This is a genomic window from Bradyrhizobium sp. AUGA SZCCT0431 (assembly GCF_018131065.1).
Taxonomy (GTDB): Bacteria; Pseudomonadota; Alphaproteobacteria; order Rhizobiales; family Xanthobacteraceae; genus Bradyrhizobium.
Genome location: NZ_JAFCLR010000076.1, coordinates 1 through 15,750, shown reverse-complemented (window position 1 = coordinate 15,750; position 15,750 = coordinate 1). Strand labels below are relative to the sequence as shown.

Sequence of the window (15,750 nt, the reverse complement as noted above, 5' to 3'; positions counted from 1 at the left end):
CCAGCCAGCATGTTGAATCAGAGACGCTCTGATTTGGGAATCCCTAATCGAATCAACCTAACCTCATCCCGCTCTAGATGTCCCGCGCCGGGCAAGATTTCCCGATGACCGAAAAAATCCGACGTGAGAGTCAGAAAGCGAACCGAAGCCCCGACGTCAATCAGCCATATCTTGTTCAGGCAGGCGCGAGGCGGATATCCCGGCAGCACCTTCAGGAAGCTGCCTCGGAAGCTCCAAGCGCCAATCCGATTGCTGGTGACGACTTGAAAGGATGAAAACCCGTGGGAAAGGCCGATACTAAAGCCAAAGCGAACACCGATACGCCGAATACGAAGGTGGGAACGAACGAAAAGCAAAACTTTGACGGTTCGCTTTTCACGATGCCGGGAATTTTCCGCGGGATCGCCGAGCAGAGCATGTCGCGGACAAAGAACAACTACGAGAAGTTACAGGCTGCCTCGGGAGAGATAGTCGACATTCTCAGCGAAACCTATTCGACCCACGCAAAGACCGCCGCAGACTACGGGATCAAGGTCATCGAGATCGCGGGCGCCAACACCAACTCCGCCTTCGATTTTCTCTCCAAACTCACGGACACGAAGTCGCTGTCGGAAATCGTGCAGCTGTCAGCCACGCAGAGCCGCAAGAACTTCGAAGCCACGTCCGCGCAGAACAAGGAACTTTGGCAGCTCGCCCAGAAAGTCGCGACCGAGACGGCCGAGCCGATCAAGAAGGGCCTCACCAGGGTCCTGCAGAAAGCCTCCTGAAATCGAACTTCCCAGGCCGCCGGGATCGACTGGAACAAGCGCCTTCGGTGAGAAGAGGTGCGTCCAGCCGATGGCGAACGGGCACGTTGCTGCGACACAACAGCGTAACAGGGAGAAACAAGATGGGTATTGTCATGATCAAGTGCCCTCAAACGGGACGCGAGATCCCGACGGGTATCAAAGCGGATCGGGAAAAATTTCGATGCAGCGTGGTGTTCTTCGCGCGCACCTTCTGCTCACTCTGCAAAGCCAATCACGAATGGTTCGCCAAGGAAGCCTGGGTTTACGAGCCAAGCGAGACGGCGGAGATCAATGGCCTCTTGGCCGCGGGCTAGTCCCATGCGTTCGCGGGTGCCGCTGCGCGACATCCACCTTGGCCAAAAGCGGATCTGGCGCGCGGAGGATTTTATGTACCGGAGGGATGTGAGGCTTCATTCCTTCAGGCGAAACGATATGATCGATTCGACGGCGCATGACGTCGTAGCACTCGCATGCCGCGGCTTCGAGCCGCGGCCTGTCAATCTCGATCAGGCCCCGCCGATTGGACCGGATAGCACGCGACGTCCGCAGCTTGTGCACGACATGCGTCACGGTCGTTCGACGTACGCCAAGCAGCTCCGAAAGCGCCTCTTGCGTCAACGGCAGGAAATCACCGTCGACGCGATCGTGGATGTGGAGCAACCACCGGGCCAAGCGGGCCTCGACCGAGTGCAGCGCATTGCAGGCGGCAACATGCTGGAATTGCGCCAATAGCACCCGGGTGTAGATCTGGACCGCGTCTCTGATGGCGGCACTGCGGCTGAGGGCCTCCTCAAATCTTGCCGGAGAAATTTGCAGCGAGGTTCCGGCCACGCGGACGACCGCCGTCATCGGAGAGCGGGAAGGTCCAAGCGCGGACAGGATGCCCACGGCGCCCTCATTCCCGACGACCGCGGTGGCCACCGTTTGTCCGTTTGGCATGTCCATGATGAACGCTATCGTCCCGCTGAGGGGGAAATAGATCTGTTCAACCAGGTCTCCCGATCGAACCAGCACTGCGTCGCCTTCAAGCGACACTTTGCGGAGGTGAGGCGCGAGCAAATCAAAATCTGCCGCCGGCAACGCAGCTAACAGTCGATTGCCTACCCTGGTAGTGGGCTCCATCACGGGAAAACTCCTCCCTCGACGGCGGCGCTCCGCAGAGTACTCCTGGCACCACGCTGCGCAAGTAGCAGATTGGGCCTGAGTATCAGAACCCGCTGCGCCGTATAAGGTTCCAGTAACCCGAATGAGCAGAGCGATATCCCTATTTCCCCACACGGCCCCGGCATGTCGCTGCGCTCATGCGGGCTACGCGCTAAGGGCGGTTTTTCCCGTCGTCATTGCGAGCCACCGGGTCGCGCGAACGCGCGCCCGATGACAGGCTCCGCGAAGCAATCCATAGCGCCGCAAGCGGAGGAATGGATTGCCTCCGCCTTCGCTCGTTGAGCTTCGGCGGACAAGTCGTCGCTACGCTCCTCGCAATGACGGCGAAGGGTGTACCGTTCCGCCCTTCAGCCAAACCGATGATCGTATCGGCTAAGCGCCAGCTCTTTCACATCGATATCAGGCTTGCGGCCCGAGAGCATGTCCGCGAGCACCCTCCCCGAACCGCACGCCATGGTCCAGCCGAGCGTGCCGTGTCCGGTGTTGAGATGGAGATTGGAATAGCGCGTCGGGCCGATTACCGGCGGACCGTCGGGAGTCATCGGCCGCAGCCCGCTCCAGAAGGTCGCCTTGCCGATGTCGCCGCCGCGCGGAAACAGCTCGGTCAGCGAATGATCCAGCGTCGCGCGCCGCGCCGAATACAGCCTGTCGGAGTACCCCGAAATTTCCGCGGTGCCGCCGACACGGATTCGATCACCGAGCCGCGTGATCGCGACCTTGTAGCTTTCGTCCATCACGGTCGATACCGGTGCGCCGTCGGGATCCGATATCGGCACCGTGATCGAATAGCCTTTTACGGGATAGACCGGCAGCGAAATGCCGACCGGCCGCAGCAGCCGCGGCGACCAGCTGCCGAGTGCGACGACATAGGCATCGGCCTGCAACACCCCGTTGGAGGTGGCGACGCCTGATATGCGTGACGCATCCGCGATCAACCCGTCGATGCCGACATTGAAGGCAAAGCGCACGCCGAGCTTTTCGGCCTCGAGCGCGAGCGCCTGCGTGAACATGTGGCAATCGCCGGTCTCGTCCTGCGGCAGGCGAAGCCCGCCGGCGATCTTGTCCGAAACCTTCGCTAGCGCCGGCTCCGCGGCAATGCAGCCGGCGCGGTCGAGCACTTCATAAGGCACGCCGTTTTGTTTAAGTACGGCGATATCGTCGGCGGTGCCGTCGAGCTGTGCCGCGTAGCGGAACAGCTGCAGCGTGCCGCGCTCGCGTTCGTCATAGCGAATGCCGATCTCGCTGCGCAACGCGCGCAAGGCATCGCGGCTGTATTCGGCGATCGGAATCATCCGCCGCTTGTTGACCGCGTAGCGCTCCGACGTGCAGTTGCGCAGCATCTTCAGCAGCCAGATCCACATCACGGGATCGACCTTCGGCCGGATCACCAGCGGACCGTGCTTCATCAGAAGCCATTTGATCGCCTTGACCGGCACGCCCGGCCCCGCCCATGGCGAGGAATAGCCGGGCGATACTTCGCCGGCATTGGCAAAACTGGTCTCCAGCGCAGGTTTCGGCTGACGGTCGACGACCGTCACCTCGTGGCCGGCTTTGGCGAGATAATAGGCTGACGTGACGCCGATGACGCCACTGCCGAGAATCAGAACTTTCACGATCCCTCATGCTTCTGCCGCGGCATCGTTCGATCACCGCACGATATTCGATGCCGCAGTTAGAGCAAGGATCAGGCCACGCGCTTGATCGCGTCGCCGAGGATCGAGACCATTTCGTCGATGTGGCTCTTCTCCACGATCAGCGGCGGTGACACCGCAAGGGAGTCGCCGCTCTGCCGCAGATAAAGACCGTTGTTGAAGCAATCGACCATCAAATCATAACCGCGCGCGCCCGGCGCGTCCTTGCGCGGCGCGACCTCGATGGCGCCCATCAGGCCGACATTGCGGATGTCGATCATGTTCGGCAGGCCCTTGAGCGAATGCAGGCCGTCCTGCCAGTAATCGGCCATCGAGGCGCCGCGCGTCAGCAGCCCCTCGTCCTTGTAGATATCGAGCGTCGCGATACCGGCCGCGCAGGCCACCGGATGCGCCGAATAGGTGTAGCCGTGGAACAGCTCGATCTGGGCCTGCGGGCCCGTCATCAGCGTGTCGTGAATCTTGCGGCTGGCGAACACCGCGCCGCAGGGAACGGTGCCGTTGGTGATGCCCTTGGCGGTCGTCATCATGTCCGGCGTGACGCCGAAATAATTGGCGGCGAATGGGGCGCCGAGGCGGCCGAAGCCGGTGATGACTTCGTCGAAGATCAGCAGGATGCCGTGCTTGTCGCACAGGGTGCGCAGCCGCTGCAGGTAGTTCTTCGGCGGCGGCAGCACCGCGGTCGAGCCAGGCACCGGCTCGACGATGACGGCGGCAATGGTCTCGGCGCCATGCAGCGCCACCAGCCGTTCGACATCGTCGGCGAGTTCGGCGCCGTGCTCCGGCTGACCCTTGGCGAAAGCGTTGCGGGCAAGATCATGGGTGTGGCTGATATGGTCGACACCCGGCAGATGGGTCGCGAAGGCGCGGCGGTTGTTCACCATGCCGCCGACCGACATGCCGCCGAACCCGACGCCGTGGTAGCCGCGCTCGCGGCCGATCAGGCGCGTACGCGTCGGTTGGCCGGCCGCGCGCTGATAGGCCAGCGCGATCTTCAGCGCGGTATCGACCGATTCAGAGCCGGAATTGGTGAAGAAGATACGATCAAGGCCATCAGGCGCGATCGCGGCGAGGCGCTCGGCGAAGTCGAACGCGAGCGGATGGCCCATATTGAACGAGGGCGCAAAATCGAGGTTCATCAGCTGGCGCTCGACGGCGGCGGCGATCTCCTTGCGGCCATGGCCGGCGTTGACGCACCAGAGGCCCGCGGAGCCGTCGATCACCTTGCGGCCGTCGATGGTGGTGTAATGCATGCCCGAGGCGGAGGCGAACAGCCGCGGCTCGGCCTTGAACTGCCGGTTGGCCGTGAACGGCATCCAGAACGATTCGAGCTTCACGGTGTTGGGAATCTGGTGAATCGTCATGGGGCGCTCCTGTGCGGTTTCCCTACCGGACATCATGTTGATGATGTGCAGCAAGTCCTTTTCTGATACCATCCAAGCCATTGAATTTGCTGGGGACGTTGGGTAGCATTCGTTCGATCCGCAACACACTCAACACCCCAAACCAACCCCTCGAGGCTTTGATGAGCATAGATGTCGGCGAACGATTACGCTTCGTCCGCGCCCGCAACAAGATATCGCAGCGTGAACTTGCCAAGCGTTCGGGGGTGACCAACTCGACGATCTCGCTGATCGAATCCAACCAGATGAACCCGTCCGTCGGCGCGCTGAAGCGCATCCTCGACGGCATCCCGATGGGAATGGCTGAATTCTTCGCCCTCGAACCCGACCAGCCGCGCACGGCGTTTTACCGCTCCGACGAATTGAGCGAGATCGGCAAGGGCAAGATTTCCTTTCGCCAGGTCGGCGACAATCTGTTCGGCCGGAGCTTGCAGATCCTGAAAGAGCGCTACGAGCCCGGCGGCGACACCGGACGCATTCCGCTGGTGCACGATGGCGAGGAAGGCGGCATCGTTCTCTCGGGCCGGCTGGAAGTGACGGTGGACAGTGAACGCCGCATCCTCGGGCCCGGTGACGCCTATTATTTCGAGAGCCGTCGGCCGCATCGGTTTCGCTGCGTCGGCGCCAAGCCGTGCGAAGTGATCAGCGCCTGCACGCCGCCGACATTCTGAGGGCCGGCCAAATCAATAGCTCGCCGCCATCAGTTTCAGGCGCGGGTAAAGCTTGTCGATCGCCACGATGTCGCTGCGCATTTGCGCGATGATCCAGTCCCTGATCTCGACCGCGACGGGGCGGATCGGCCGGTTGCGCGGGGTGACGAGTTCGCAGACCCGGCGCGTGCTGACGAGTTTTGCGGACGCCGGCACCAGCGCACCGGTCAGCAGCCAATGCGCGACGACGGTGATCCAGCCGAGCGTCACGCCCTGCCCGAGCAGCGCCGCCTGCACCACGACCGCGTAATCCGAGAAGCTCAGCGCCTTGGCGGGACCTGATGCGCCGGTGAGCGCGCCCGGATACTGCAGCACCCAGTCCTCGGGCGTGTCGGCGAGTTTGATGATGGTGCGCCCTTCGGCCGGCTTGCGCGAAACATTCGTGTCCCGGTAGCCGGGGCTGCAGATCGGCAGCATGACTTCCTTCATGACCAGGGCGCCGTTGGTCTCGGGGTCGTCCTGATCGCGAAACCGCATGCCGACGTCGACGTTCTCGACGGCGCCGCGCAGCGAGCCCGAGATCAACTGGAACCGGAGGTCGACATTCGGAAACGCGCGCTGCAGCTTGTCGATGCGCGGCATCAGCCAATGGTTGGTGAAAGCGGAGGAGACCGAGAGCGTGACGGTTTCGGTGCCCCGGCGCCGCCGCTCGATCTCGACCAGGCCGCTCTCGATGCTGCGAAAACCGTCCGTTACGCGCCGATAAAGCAGCTCGCCCTCCTCGGTCAGGACAGCGCCGCCGGCAGTGCGGTCGAACAGGCGGACCCCGAGATATTCCTCGAACCGCCCCAGCATGCGGCTCACCGCCGGCTGGGTCACGTTCAACTCGGCCGCCGCCGCCGTGAAGCTGCCGTTGCGCGCGGCGGCGTCGAAGACGAACAGCGCATTGCTGGAAGGCAGCATCCGGCGAAGCTCAGGCATAACTTCAGATTATGACGCAAGTGATAATTTGGCAATTGCCCGGCCGCCCTAATTTTGATTGCCTTGCCGATCAAGGAGGCCTGCCGGGAAGCGGAGCATTCCGAGCAAACTGCTGGGGGAGATTGCCCCTGTCGCGCGGGAAGCGTCCGCCTATAAATTGAGATCATGCCAGTTCAACCCCTTGCGACGAGGCAAGGGCGCCGGGATCCGCGTTGGCGCGGCTACCGGCGAAGCGCAACAGGAAGGTCATTCATTGGGCAGCGGTGGCGAAAGCGTCGAAATCAAATCCGCGAGCAAGCACTATGGTGCTGTCGTGGCGCTCGACAATGTCACGCTCAACGTCGCGCCGCGCGAGTTCGTCTCGCTGCTCGGGCCATCCGGATCCGGCAAGACCACCCTGCTCGGCCTGCTCGGCGGCTTCATCCAGCCCACGTCAGGTTCGATCCATTTCGGCGAGCGCGACGTCACGCTGGAGCCGCCGCACAAGCGCAACATCGGCGTCGTGTTCCAGAACTACGCGCTGTTTCCGCATATGAGCGTCGGCGAGAACGTCGCCTTCCCGCTGCGCGCGCGGCGGCTGCCGAAGGCCGATTGGCCCGCGAAGGTGCGCGGCGCGCTGGCGATGGTCGGCCTCGCCGGCTACGAGGAACGCGGCGTGGCGCAACTCTCCGGCGGCCAGCGCCAGCGCGTGGCCCTGGCACGCGCGATGATCTTCGAGCCGCGTTTGATCCTGATGGACGAGCCGCTTTCCGCGCTCGACAAGCAGTTGCGGGAATCGATGCAGATCGAACTGCGCCAGCTCCACAAGCGTATCGGCGCCACCATCATCTACGTCACCCACGACCAGCGCGAAGCGCTGACCATGAGCGACCGCGTAGCGATTCTGAAAGACGGCCGCCTGATCCAGATCGACCAGCCCGAGCGGCTGCACGATCATCCCGCGGATTCCTTTGTCGCGAGTTTCATCGGCGAGGCGAGCCTGTTGCCGGTCCGCCGCATCGATGCCGGCAGCGTTGCGCTGGGCCCCTCCATCTTGCGCAGCGCGAGGGCGATCCCGAACGGCAATGCGTTGATGCTGGCGGTGCACAGCGAAAAACTCCTGATCGACGACGGCGCTGATAATGCCGCGCTCAACCGGCTGACCGGCACCGTCACCGACGTCGTCTACCAGGGCGAAAGCCTGCGCATTTTTATCGCCCTGCCGGACGGCACCGCGCTGAGCCTGCGCCAGCCGAGCCATCACGAAGCCTATCGCCGCATACCGCCCGTCGGCGGCCCCCTCACCGTAACCCTTCACCCGGAGGACACGATCATCGTGCCGAAAGCACCGGAATGAACGTCCACCACCAACGCAGTTCCAACACCAGAGAAGAAACGCCCATGTCGTTCAGCAATTTCAAGGTTCTCACTTTCGATGTCGTCGGCACCCTGATCGACTTCGAAACCGGCGTGCTCGACGCCGTCCGCAAGATATCCGGAAGGAGCGCCGCCGAGCTCAGCGACGACAAGATCTTTACCTCCTACAAGCGCGGCCGCGATACGCATCCGGAGCGCTCCAGCGAAGTGATGTTCGACGTCTACCGCTATCTTGCAAAAGAGCTCGGGCTGCCGGCCGATGATGCGGCCTGCGATTCCTTCCAGCTGGCGGTGCTGCGCTGGCAGCCGTTTTCGGATTCGGTCGAGGCGCTGAAGCGCCTGCGCACCAAATTCCGGCTGGTGGCGATGACCAATGCCGATCGCGTCGCGCTGTCCTGCTACGCCCACGCACTTGGCGACCCTTTCGATGACAGCGTCTGCGCCGATGAGACCGGCGTCGCCAAGCCGAACCCGGAATTCTTCGCCTACAACAAGGGACGGCAATCGGCGTTCGGCTACAAGCAGTCCGATATCCTGCATGTGGCGCAGAGCCAGCACCACGACATCGGGATCGCGCGAAAACTCGGCTATAAAGTGTGCTGGATCGAACGCCGCCAGGGCATGGCGGGATTCGGCGGTACGCCCGAAGTGCCTGTGCTGACCAAGCCCGATTTTCATTTCGCCACCATGAAAGCCTTCGCCGACGCGGCGGTCGGGCACTGAGGGGCGCGCGGCGATGGCACAAGTCTGGACCCCAATGGCATCGGCGAACTCGCTCTGGGCGAGCACGGCGACGCCGTTGCGGACCTTTCCCGTGCTGTCAGGCGAGCTTCAGGCTGACGTCGTCATCATCGGCGCCGGCTATACCGGACTCTCCGCCGCGCATCATATCGCCAAGAGTGGCCTCGTGCCGGTCGTGCTCGAAGCCAACCGTCCCGGCTGGGGCGCCAGCGGCCGCAATGGCGGCGTCATCACCGCAAAATTCCGGCAGTCGTTCCGCGGCATCGATGCGGCCCATGGCCGCGCGATGGCCAAGCGCATGTACGAGATCGCGTATGAATCGACCGAGATCGTTGAGGAACTGGTTTCGGAATTCGGCATCACCGCCGCACGGCTGACGCGGACCGGACAGGTCAAGGCCGCGCATAACCATGCGACGCTGAAAGCTGCGATCGACGAAGCCGAATGGATGAGGCGCGAGATGGGCGATGCCGATGTCCGGATCCTCGACGCCCACGAGGTGCGCGAGGAAACCGGTTCGCAGGCGTTCGTCGGCGGTGTGCTCAATCCGGGCTCCGGCGGCATCCATCCGCTGAATTATCTGCATGGCCTCGCCGAAGGGCTCGCGGCGCGGGGTGTCGCGATCTATCAGGAAAGCCCGGCGCTGCGGATACGGCGCGAGAACGGGCTCTCCATTGTCGAGACACCGCAAGGCGCGGTGCGCGCGCGGCAGGTCATCATCGCCACCAACAGCTATTCCGACCTGACCGACGCGACGCGCCATATGCAGCATACCCTGGTGCCGTTCCGCAGCGCCATCATCGCCACAGACCGGCTGCCGCATAATCTGGCGGGCAGCCTGATGCCGACGGGGCGAACCTATACCGAGACCAAGCGCATGATGCGCTGGTTCCGCATGGTCGACGATCGCGTGATCTTCGGCGGCCGCGGCGCCTTCGGCAAACAGGATTCGGAAGCTGCCTTCGACGCGCTGCGCAAGGCCATGGTCGGCATCTTCCCGGAACTGAACGACACGCCGCTGGGGTTCAAATGGTCGGGCCTGGTTGGCATGACGCTGGATTCCATGCCGCATATCGGCCGGCTCGACGACCACACCCTGTTCTCGATGGGCTACAACGGCGCCGGCGTCGCGATGTCCAGCCTGATGGGGCGTTACCTCGCGGCTTTCGTGCGCGGCGAGCATCCGGACGTCGGCCTGCTCGATGCCAGCCGCCTCAAGGTCATTCCATTTTATCCGCTGCGCGAACCGGCCGTCCGAATGGTGGCCGGCTGGTATCAGTTTTTGGACGCGATCGGGCAATAGCAAGGACTAAGCCCGGTCATAACAGGAGGAAACGGAAGATGGCAGTTGCATCCAACACAGGACTACGATGCGCGTTGTTCGGCGCAGCGCTCGGGCTCTTCGCGTCAACCAGCATCGCGGCCAACGCCGCCGAGCAGATCACCTTCGTGTCGCAGGGCGGCGCCTATCAGAAGGCGCAGACGGTTGCGATCCTCGATCCCTCGGCCAAGAAGCTCGGCATCACCATCAACCAGGACAGCATTCCCGACGCCTGGCCGGTGATCAAATCGCAGGTCGCCAGCGGCAAGCCGATCTGGGACGTGGTTGACGTGCCGACCGGCTATTGCCTGCGCGGCGGCGAACAGGGGCTGATCGAAAAGCTCGATTTCTCAAAGCTCCCCAACGCGGCCGCGATGCCGGAAGCCTATCGCAACGCCTATTCGGTAGCATACGAGTTCTATTCCAGCGTTCTGGCCTACAGCCAGAAGAAATACCCGGAAGGCGCCACGCCGAATAGCTGGGCCGACTTCTGGGACGTGAAGAAATTCCCCGGCCGCCGCGCGCTGCGCAACCACCCGATCGCGACGCTGGAAGCAGCGCTGATGGCCGACGGCGTCGCGCCCGACAAGCTCTATCCGCTCGACGTCGACCGCGCCTTCAAGAAGCTCGAGGAGATCAAGCCCAACATCACGGTGTGGTGGACCTCGGGCGCGCAATCCGCGCAGCTCCTGAACGACGGCGAGGTCGACATGGTGATGGCCTGGAACGGTCGCGTCAGCGCGCTGACCAAGGAAGGCGCCAAGGTCGCCTATACCTATAATCAGGGCATCCTGCAGAGCACCTCGCTCTGCATCCTCAAGGGCGCACCGAATCTGGCGACGGCGGTCAAGTTCCTCAACGAGGCCGTCGATCCCGTCCATCAGGCCAATCTGCCGCTGCACATCGATTACGGCCCGGCGAACCCGAAGGCGTTCGATACCGGCGTGGTCAAGCCGGAGCGCGTCGCGCAGCTGCCAAGCGCGCCTGACAATGCCAAGAAGCAGGCGCTGATGTCCTACGCCTGGTGGGCGTCGCCGGACGGCGAAGCCGCCGAGAAGCGCTGGGTCTCGTTCGTGCAGAAATAGGCGAAAATAATCCGGAGCGGGGTTCGGCCGGCGCACCCCGCTCCAGCCATCCGGCAATGACAGGAAAACCGCATTGACCCACTCCACACCAGACCTCTCGTTGCGTCACCATCGCCGCGAACAGGGCCTGATGCTGGCATTGGCCTCGCCGGCGCTGCTGGTGATCCTGCTCCTGATCGTGCTCCCGGTAGGCTGGCTCGCCTGGCAATCGATCTATCATGACGGCTTCACGCTGGAGAACTACCGCCGCATCTTCAGCGAAGCCATCTACTGGCGCAGCTTCTCGCTGACCTTCCAGATCAGCCTGCTGGTGACGCTGCTGGCGCTGCTGCTCGGCTATCCCATCGCCTACGCCGCCAGCGTGGTGCCGAAGGGATGGAGCGTATTGATTCTCGCGCTGGTGATCCTGCCGTTCTGGACCAGCGTGCTGGTGCGGGCCTATGCCTGGCTGGCGCTGCTGCAGCGGACCGGGGTAATCAACCAGTTCCTGCAATATTTGGGGATTATCGACGAGCCGCTGGCGCTGGTGCACAACACCTTCGGCACTGTGGTGGCGACCGTGCATATCCTGCTGCCGTTCATGGTGCTGCCGCTCTACGCCACCATGCAGAAGATCCCGCACGATTTGATGCAGGCGGGCGCCAGCCTGGGCGGCAGTCCTTCGCATACGTTCTGGCGGATCTTCCTGCCGCTGTCGCTGCCCGGCGTGCTCGCGGGCACCACGCTGGTGTTCGTGCTGTGCCTCGGCTTCTACATCACGCCCGAACTGCTCGGCGGCGGCCGTACCGTGATGGTGTCGCTGCTGGTCAGCCGCAATGTCGAGCTCTATGACCAATGGGGCGCCGCAAGCGCCGTCGGCGTGGTGCTGCTGCTCAGCGTTCTCGTCATTTTCCTCATCGTCGGCCGGTTCATTCCGCTCGACCGCATCTTGGGGCAAAAATGAAAACGTTCTCGCTCCCCCGCATCGCCTTCGTCGTGTTCTGCGCGCTGGTGCTGCTGTATCTGATCCTGCCGGTGCTGATCATCGTGCCGATGTCGTTTTCGAGCACCCGCTTCCTGACCTTCCCGCCGCCGGCGCTGTCGCTGCGCTGGTATGAGGAGTATATCGGCAATGCCGCCTGGATGCAGGCGACCCGCGTCACTTTCGCGGTGGCCGCCCTCACCGTCCTGATTGCAACGCCGCTCGGCGTCGCCGCCGCCTACGCCATCAGCAATTCGAAAATGCGCCTCATGCGCATCGTCCACATGATGCTGATGCTGCCACTGGTGGTGCCGATCATCATCACCGCGGTCGGCATCTTCTTCGTCTATGCCAAGGTCGGGCTGGTCGCGACGATGTCGGGACTGGTGCTGGCCAATGTCATGCTCGGCCTGCCCTATGTCATCACCTCAGTGGTGGCGGGCCTGCAGAGCTTCGACCCGGCGCAGGAGATGGTGGCGCGCAGCCTCGGCATGAACCGCCTGCGCAGTTTCTTCGCCGTCACGCTGCCGCAGATCAAGGCCAGCGTGCTGACGGGCGCCATCTTCGCCTTCATCTCGGCGATGGACGAGACGGTGGTCGGCCTGTTCATATCAGGCGGCCAGTACCAGCCGCTGACAAAACGGATGTTCACCGCGCTGCGCGACGAGATCGACCCGACGATCGCCGCGATCAGCACGCTGATGACGGCGGCCTCGTTCCTGCTGGTGCTGATCGCCAGCACGCGGCAGAAGAAGAGCGGTTGACTCCCGTCGCCGCCCGCGCTTCAGCGCTTGGGCGGGTGCGAGAAGACCAGCGACATATCCTCGAACTCCTCGATCGGAAGTTTGTTCGCGATCGTTGAGGCTTGGCGCTGCTGCGATGACGCCAGACCGGTTGTCCCGGTGACGCGATGGCCCCAAAGCGAATGCGACGGCAACATGGTGATGGTAGCGGCAAGCAGCGCGACTGCAATGAATCCAGAGATCATCAAACGGTTCATGGGAAACCTCCGTTAGGAGAAGTCCACCCCGTCTGTGCCTTAGCGTGAAGCCCGCCACGCCGATGTGAACTGAATCACAGACAGCGTTCACGCTTTCACTACCGCCTCGTGGCGCGCTCGGGAAATTGCACCAAAACGGCACATTCGAAACCGCACTCAGGCAGGAGATCATGGCGCCGGCCGGCTCGCCAAACAAGGATCCAGGAGGACGTGATCGTCATCGCGTCGTTGGTATCCGCCTTTCACGATGATCCTGTCACCGGTCTCCATGCCATTTGACTGATAGGTCACGCACATGACCCGGACATCGGGCGGAGAACACAGCACGAGATACCACAACGCTCCATCTGTCTTCACCGCCGTGAGACTGCCCACCACGGAAAGATCGATCCGGTCGTCGCGTTCGGGAAGGCCATTCGCCATCGGCCTCACCTCCCTGCACTCTGCTGCCCTCCGCGCAGGCTGGTCCGCTTCCGAGAATGCGGGACGCCTGGTGAACATCCCGTTCGACGCAAGCGATGAAAGCGAACCCGGAAACACCAGGCATGCGACGACGGCTATCGATAGCGCGCCGGTCGTTGCCGCCGAGAGCTTTGCCCGCATTCCGCACCTAGCCCGGTCTCATCGCCGCGACTGCGCGCGCGATCGAGGCGATGGTGGCGTTTTGTTGCGCGCTGGGAACGGTGGCGCCGGTCAGATAAGCCGCGACGATGACAGGGGCGCCGTCGGGAGGCCACACCACGGCAACATGATTGTTCGTGCCGTGGTCTCCGGCACCGGTCTTGTCACCGACACGCCAGCCTTTCGCAAACCCCGCGCGCAATCGGGTGTCGCCGGTCTTGTTGGCGACCAGCCATGCCGTCAGTTGCTCGCGCGACGCCGCCGACAGCGCACCGGTCCCAAGGACGAGTTTCTCGAAATTCGAGGCCATCGCATTCGGTGTCGTGGTATCGCGGGGATCGTCCGGTAAAGCCTGGTTGAGCGAAGGTTCATCCCGGTCGAGCCGCGTGACCTGATCGCCGAGCCCGCGCGCGAAGGCGGTCAGCCCAGCAGGTCCGCCGATGCTGGCGAGCAGCAGGTTGCCGGCAGTGTTGTCGCTCCGTGTCATCGCCGCGTCGCAGATTTCAGCGAGCGTCATGCCGTCGCTCCCGACGTGTTTCTCGGTCACCGGTGAATTCACCACGATCGCGGATGCGTCGAAGGTTATGCGCCGCGTCAATTGCTCCTTCCCGGCATCTACCCGCGCCAGCACCGCCGCGGCCGCCAGCGCCTTGAACGTGCTGCACATCGGGAAACGCTCGTCGCCCCGGTGGACATGACGCGCACCCGTTGCGGTTTCCAGCACGCAGACACCAAGTCGGCCACCGCTCTCGCGCTCCAGACGCCTGATCTCGTCGATCAGCCGTTGATCGGCGATCGCTGCGCGGGCCGCTCCTGGCAAGCCGCTCAAATCAGCGGCTATCAATGCTGCGCCGAAACCAAGATGAAACCGTCTCCTGCTGATCACTGTGAATCCCTCCGGGTTGCGGGCAGGAACGTGCCCAGAAGGCGCTGTCTTGACAAACGATCAGTTTTGAACGCAGGCATTAGAAAAACTAGGGACGAGCCATGCGCCGCAGGACGAAGCTTTCACACCTTCCGCTGAACGCGCTGCGGGCCTTTGAGGCGACGGCGCGCCACCTGAGTTTCACCCGTGCCGGCCTTGAACTCCGCGTAACGCAGGCCGCCGTCAGCCAGCAGGTGAAAACGCTGGAGGACAGGCTCGGCGCGCAGCTGTTTCGCAGGCTTCCGCGCGGCGTCGCGCTGACCGACGAAGGACAGTTACTGCTGCCCAGCATCGTCGAAGCCTTCGGGCGCCTCAACGAAGCGCTCAATCGTTTTGAAGACGGTCGCTACCAGGACGTCATCACGATCGGCGTGGTCGGCACCTTCGCGTCGGGTTGGCTGCTGCCGCGGCTCGACAGTTTCAAGAAGGCGTATCCGCGGATCGACTTGCGCCTGTTCGTCAACAACAATCGCGTCGACATAGCGGGCGAAGGTCTCGATTACGCCATCAGGTTTGGCGACGGCCTCTGGCACGGTACGGAGGCGATCCACCTGATGGCGGCGCCGCTTACTCCGTTCTGCGCGCCGGCAGTGGCCCGCCGGCTGAAAAGGCCGGCCGATCTCAAACGCGAGGTGCTGCTGCGTTCCTATCGGCAGGATGAATGGTCGCGCTGGTTTGCCGCGGCGGGACTGCTCAGTCCCGTCATCAAGGGAATGGTGTTCGATTCATCGATTACGATCGCCAGCGTTGCAGCGCGAGGTGCCGGCGTTGCGTTGCTGCCGGCGGAGATGTTTCGGGACGAGGTCCGTGAGCGGCGGCTGGTACGTCCGTTCAAGACCGAAGTAACGCTCGGCGACTACTGGATAACGTCGCTGCACTCACGGCGACCATCATCTGCGATGCTCTCGTTCAAGAGCTGGCTGCTTGAATCGATCGCCGCGAAAACGGAAGCCTCGGCCCGGAATACGCGTAGCCAATAGTCGTGCTGCCTAGAGCGTGATGATTTCTCTTCGATTCATCCTCTCGCTCTAGAGCGGGATGAGGTTAGGTTGATTCGATTAGGGATTCCCAAATCAGAGCGTCTCTGATTCAACATGCTGGCTGG

17 protein-coding genes are annotated in these 15,750 nt (G+C 63.0%); 10 read left to right on the top strand and 7 right to left on the bottom strand.

The window, feature by feature from the left end; all coding sequences use genetic code 11:
- Positions 1 to 281 precede the first annotated feature (281 nt).
- Together JQ567_RS37455 and JQ567_RS37450 are read left to right on the top strand one after the other, a co-directional pair.
- A complete protein-coding gene (locus JQ567_RS37455) occupies positions 282 to 767 on the top strand; it encodes a phasin (protein ID WP_312017524.1) in 486 nt (161 codons plus the stop codon).
- Positions 768 to 889: 122 nt separating this feature from the next.
- A complete protein-coding gene (locus tag JQ567_RS37450) occupies positions 890 to 1,102 on the top strand; it encodes a hypothetical protein (RefSeq protein WP_212443464.1) in 213 nt (70 codons plus the stop codon).
- On the opposite strand, the gene JQ567_RS37445 is transcribed toward JQ567_RS37450, so the two are convergent.
- The 3 genes from JQ567_RS37445 to JQ567_RS37435 form a co-directional block, all read right to left on the bottom strand.
- Positions 1,077 to 1,910: a Crp/Fnr family transcriptional regulator gene (locus tag JQ567_RS37445; protein ID WP_212443465.1), complete on the bottom strand. Its 834-nt coding sequence runs from the start codon at positions 1,908 to 1,910 to the stop codon at positions 1,077 to 1,079. The two genes, JQ567_RS37450 and JQ567_RS37445, sit on opposite strands and share 26 nt — an antisense overlap.
- Before the next feature lie 389 nt (positions 1,911 to 2,299).
- Positions 2,300 to 3,565 carry a D-amino acid dehydrogenase gene (locus tag JQ567_RS37440; RefSeq protein WP_212443463.1) on the bottom strand — a complete coding sequence of 422 codons (1,266 nt, stop codon included), beginning with the start codon at positions 3,563 to 3,565 and terminating at the stop codon, positions 2,300 to 2,302.
- Between the two features lie 71 nt (positions 3,566 to 3,636).
- On the bottom strand, positions 3,637 to 4,965 hold the full coding sequence (locus JQ567_RS37435; RefSeq protein WP_212443462.1) for an aspartate aminotransferase family protein: 1,329 nt from the start codon (positions 4,963 to 4,965) through the stop codon (positions 3,637 to 3,639).
- A gap of 161 nt (positions 4,966 to 5,126) precedes the next feature.
- Here JQ567_RS37435 and JQ567_RS37430 point away from each other — a divergent pair, with 161 nt between their 5' ends.
- Positions 5,127 to 5,675, top strand: coding sequence for a cupin domain-containing protein (locus JQ567_RS37430; protein ID WP_212443461.1), 549 nt, complete (start codon positions 5,127 to 5,129; stop codon positions 5,673 to 5,675).
- Between the two features lie 12 nt (positions 5,676 to 5,687).
- On the opposite strand, the gene JQ567_RS37425 is transcribed toward JQ567_RS37430, so the two are convergent.
- Complete coding sequence (locus JQ567_RS37425; protein ID WP_212443460.1) at positions 5,688 to 6,635, bottom strand: LysR family transcriptional regulator; 948 nt, start codon at positions 6,633 to 6,635, stop codon at positions 5,688 to 5,690.
- A gap of 253 nt (positions 6,636 to 6,888) precedes the next feature.
- On the opposite strand from JQ567_RS37425, the gene JQ567_RS37420 reads away from it, so the two are divergent.
- From JQ567_RS37420 to JQ567_RS37395, 6 genes are all read left to right on the top strand, one after another.
- Positions 6,889 to 7,971: an ABC transporter ATP-binding protein gene (locus JQ567_RS37420; RefSeq protein WP_212443459.1), complete on the top strand. Its 1,083-nt coding sequence runs from the start codon at positions 6,889 to 6,891 to the stop codon at positions 7,969 to 7,971.
- A gap of 44 nt (positions 7,972 to 8,015) precedes the next feature.
- Positions 8,016 to 8,714, top strand: a complete 699-nt coding sequence (locus JQ567_RS37415) for an HAD family hydrolase (RefSeq protein WP_212443458.1) — start codon at positions 8,016 to 8,018, stop codon at positions 8,712 to 8,714.
- A 13-nt stretch (positions 8,715 to 8,727) separates the two neighbouring features.
- On the top strand, positions 8,728 to 10,035 hold the full coding sequence (locus tag JQ567_RS37410) for an FAD-binding oxidoreductase (RefSeq protein WP_212443457.1): 1,308 nt from the start codon (positions 8,728 to 8,730) through the stop codon (positions 10,033 to 10,035).
- A gap of 38 nt (positions 10,036 to 10,073) precedes the next feature.
- Entirely contained in the window at positions 10,074 to 11,138 is a 1,065-nt protein-coding gene (locus JQ567_RS37405; protein WP_212443456.1) for an ABC transporter substrate-binding protein, read from the top strand.
- Positions 11,139 to 11,268: 130 nt separating this feature from the next.
- Complete coding sequence (locus tag JQ567_RS37400; protein ID WP_212269138.1) at positions 11,269 to 12,081, top strand: ABC transporter permease; 813 nt, start codon at positions 11,269 to 11,271, stop codon at positions 12,079 to 12,081.
- Entirely contained in the window at positions 12,078 to 12,863 is a 786-nt protein-coding gene (locus JQ567_RS37395; protein WP_212443455.1) for an ABC transporter permease, read from the top strand. Before JQ567_RS37400 ends, JQ567_RS37395 begins: the two co-directional genes overlap by 4 nt.
- A gap of 20 nt (positions 12,864 to 12,883) precedes the next feature.
- On the opposite strand, the gene JQ567_RS37390 is transcribed toward JQ567_RS37395, so the two are convergent.
- From JQ567_RS37390 to bla, 3 genes are all read right to left on the bottom strand, one after another.
- On the bottom strand, positions 12,884 to 13,099 hold the full coding sequence (locus JQ567_RS37390; protein ID WP_212443454.1) for a hypothetical protein: 216 nt from the start codon (positions 13,097 to 13,099) through the stop codon (positions 12,884 to 12,886).
- Between the two features lie 168 nt (positions 13,100 to 13,267).
- Positions 13,268 to 13,522 carry a hypothetical protein gene (locus tag JQ567_RS37385; RefSeq protein ID WP_212443453.1) on the bottom strand — a complete coding sequence of 85 codons (255 nt, stop codon included), beginning with the start codon at positions 13,520 to 13,522 and terminating at the stop codon, positions 13,268 to 13,270.
- 187 nt (positions 13,523 to 13,709) lie between these two features.
- On the bottom strand, positions 13,710 to 14,603 hold the full coding sequence (gene bla, locus JQ567_RS37380; protein ID WP_409363660.1) for a class A beta-lactamase: 894 nt from the start codon (positions 14,601 to 14,603) through the stop codon (positions 13,710 to 13,712).
- A 104-nt stretch (positions 14,604 to 14,707) separates the two neighbouring features.
- On the opposite strand from bla, the gene JQ567_RS37375 reads away from it, so the two are divergent.
- Positions 14,708 to 15,625 carry a LysR family transcriptional regulator gene (locus tag JQ567_RS37375; protein ID WP_212443451.1) on the top strand — a complete coding sequence of 306 codons (918 nt, stop codon included), beginning with the start codon at positions 14,708 to 14,710 and terminating at the stop codon, positions 15,623 to 15,625.
- Positions 15,626 to 15,750 lie beyond the last annotated feature (125 nt).

What these genes read in the sequence shown, in the direction of transcription:
- JQ567_RS37450 (WP_212443464.1), top strand. Translation starts at nt 890, where the DNA reads ATGGGTATTGTCATGATCAAGTGCCCTCAAACGGGACGCGAGATCCCG.
- JQ567_RS37445 (WP_212443465.1), bottom strand. Translation starts at nt 1,910, where the DNA reads ATGGAGCCCACTACCAGGGTAGGCAATCGACTGTTAGCTGCGTTGCCG.
- JQ567_RS37435 (WP_212443462.1), bottom strand. Translation starts at nt 4,965, where the DNA reads ATGACGATTCACCAGATTCCCAACACCGTGAAGCTCGAATCGTTCTGG.
- JQ567_RS37430 (WP_212443461.1), top strand. Translation starts at nt 5,127, where the DNA reads ATGAGCATAGATGTCGGCGAACGATTACGCTTCGTCCGCGCCCGCAAC.
- JQ567_RS37425 (WP_212443460.1), bottom strand. Translation starts at nt 6,635, where the DNA reads ATGCCTGAGCTTCGCCGGATGCTGCCTTCCAGCAATGCGCTGTTCGTC.
- JQ567_RS37415 (WP_212443458.1), top strand. Translation starts at nt 8,016, where the DNA reads ATGTCGTTCAGCAATTTCAAGGTTCTCACTTTCGATGTCGTCGGCACC.
- JQ567_RS37410 (WP_212443457.1), top strand. Translation starts at nt 8,728, where the DNA reads ATGGCACAAGTCTGGACCCCAATGGCATCGGCGAACTCGCTCTGGGCG.
- JQ567_RS37405 (WP_212443456.1), top strand. Translation starts at nt 10,074, where the DNA reads ATGGCAGTTGCATCCAACACAGGACTACGATGCGCGTTGTTCGGCGCA.
- JQ567_RS37400 (WP_212269138.1), top strand. Translation starts at nt 11,269, where the DNA reads ATGCTGGCATTGGCCTCGCCGGCGCTGCTGGTGATCCTGCTCCTGATC.
- JQ567_RS37395 (WP_212443455.1), top strand. Translation starts at nt 12,078, where the DNA reads ATGAAAACGTTCTCGCTCCCCCGCATCGCCTTCGTCGTGTTCTGCGCG.
- JQ567_RS37390 (WP_212443454.1), bottom strand. Translation starts at nt 13,099, where the DNA reads ATGAACCGTTTGATGATCTCTGGATTCATTGCAGTCGCGCTGCTTGCC.
- JQ567_RS37385 (WP_212443453.1), bottom strand. Translation starts at nt 13,522, where the DNA reads ATGGCGAATGGCCTTCCCGAACGCGACGACCGGATCGATCTTTCCGTG.
- JQ567_RS37375 (WP_212443451.1), top strand. Translation starts at nt 14,708, where the DNA reads ATGCGCCGCAGGACGAAGCTTTCACACCTTCCGCTGAACGCGCTGCGG.